Genomic DNA, 1878 nt, shown 5'->3' with positions numbered 1-1878 from the left:
GGGAGTGTGTGAGAGAGTTGCATCTACGAGATGCCCTTCTTGAATGGGTGATACGTGCCTTAGATAAGTCGTATCTTCCCAGGTCAGAAGGGCATTCTCATGCTCCCACACCGACCCCGCAACACCAATTGGTCGGTGGATCGAGGCTAAGGAACCGCCCGTGATAACCGCCGAAGCAGGAGCAACACCCCGCCGTCGCACCCATGACGCGCTCCTGAAGGACATCGAAGCGGACCTCCGCTCTGGCAAGATCAAAGTGGGCGACCGCCTCCCGGGCGAACGAACACTCGCCGAAAACTACGGCATCTCCCGGGCCTCCGTACGCGAAGCCATCCGCGTCCTGGACGCCATGGGAATACTCCGCAGCTCCGTCGGATCCGGACCCACCTCAGGAGCCATCGTCGTCTCCGACCCCTCGGTCGGCCTGTCCTCGGCCCTGCGGCTCCACGTGGCCAGCAGCACGCTTCCGGTCGCAGACATCGTAGAGACCCGCATCCTGCTCGAAACGTGGACAGCCCGGGCCGGCGCGAATCGTACAGGAGGCGACGAGGACCTGGAACAGGCATCCCAGATCCTGCACGCCATGGACGATCCAGACATCGACCGGGCCGCGTTCCACGAACTCGACGCCCGCTTCCACGTGGCGCTGAGCTCGCTCGCCGGGAACGCTGTGGTCGCCACCATGATGGAATCCCTGTCCGGATCCATCGTCGGCTACGTCAAAGGCGCGATGGACGCCATGGAAACGTGGCCGGACGTCATCGCCACGCTACGGACCCAACACCACCACATCTTCGACGCCGTCCAAGCACACGACGGAGAACTCGCAGCCCGCCTCCTGCAAGAACACATCGAATGGTTCCACCAGAAGGCACAGGAAGCGACCGCACCCCGGACGACTCTGAGGCCCTGATCCTCCCGGCGTTCTGACATGACGCGGGGGCAGGGCTGCCACAAAGCGCCCGCCGTCATCCCGCGTTTGACCTGTACAGTTCCAACCCAACCGACTCCGGGTGCAGACGACTTCTGACATTCTGTGCAGACGACTTCTGAAACTGACACATCCGCGGGCTGGTCGAGACGGCGTGTCTTGTAGCGGAACTCAGTCCCGGAATCTACGTTCCGCTACTACCCCCGCTGGTCGAGTTTCGCTACGTTCTTCCCATGGGTCACCTCCTCGGGTACGCGCGCGTGTCCACCACCGACCAGGACGCGTCGTTGCAGATCGACGCACTGAACGCCGCCGGCTGCTACCGCGTGTTCGTCGACACCATGTCCGGATCGCTGCAACACCGACCCGAGCTCGACAAGCTCCTCGACCAGCTCCGCCCCGGCGACACCGTCGTCGTCTGGCGCCTCGACCGACTCGGCCGATCCATCCGGCACCTCATCGATCAGCTGCACGCCCTCGCCGAACGCGGGATCGGATTCCGGTCACTGCAGGAGACCATCGACACCACCTCACCCGGCGGCCGGCTTGTGTTCCACGTCTTCGCCGCACTGGCGGAGTTCGAACGGGACCTCATCAAGGAACGCACCAACGCCGGCCTCGCCGCCGCCAGGGCGCGCGGCCGAACCGGCGGCCGACCGTCCCGCCTCTCCGCGGACCAGGTGCGGACCGCGCGCCGGCTGTATGAGCAGCAGGACATGACCGTCGCGCAGATCGGCGACGTTCTCGGGGTCAGCCGCACCACGATCTACCGGGCCCTCGCCCGCCACACCGAACGGGTCGCAGCGCGCCGGCCGAAGCCCGCACCAACGATGTAGCTCGGTCATGGACGCGAGCGAGCGGTGGCGGATCCTTCGACTGCACGTCGACGACGCCATCCCGCTCGCCGCCCTCGCCCGCAGTACAGGCATCACCGAGCGCACCCTGCA

Annotated in this window: 2 protein-coding genes; both read left to right on the top strand. The window is 65.5% G+C overall.

The window, feature by feature from the left end:
* The first annotated feature begins 160 nt into the window (after positions 1 to 160).
* Positions 161 to 913 (top strand): FadR/GntR family transcriptional regulator, encoded by a 753-nt coding sequence (locus BKD30_RS07075; protein WP_083956100.1) that lies wholly within the window; start codon positions 161 to 163, stop codon positions 911 to 913.
* A 251-nt stretch (positions 914 to 1164) separates the two neighbouring features.
* Positions 1165 to 1767 (top strand): recombinase family protein, encoded by a 603-nt coding sequence (locus tag BKD30_RS07070; RefSeq protein WP_076703525.1) that lies wholly within the window; start codon positions 1165 to 1167, stop codon positions 1765 to 1767.
* Positions 1768 to 1878 lie beyond the last annotated feature (111 nt).

The organism is Tersicoccus phoenicis (assembly GCF_001968835.1).
Taxonomy (GTDB): Bacteria; Actinomycetota; Actinomycetes; order Actinomycetales; family Micrococcaceae; genus Tersicoccus; species Tersicoccus phoenicis.
This window is presented reverse-complemented; position numbering and strand designations above follow the sequence as displayed.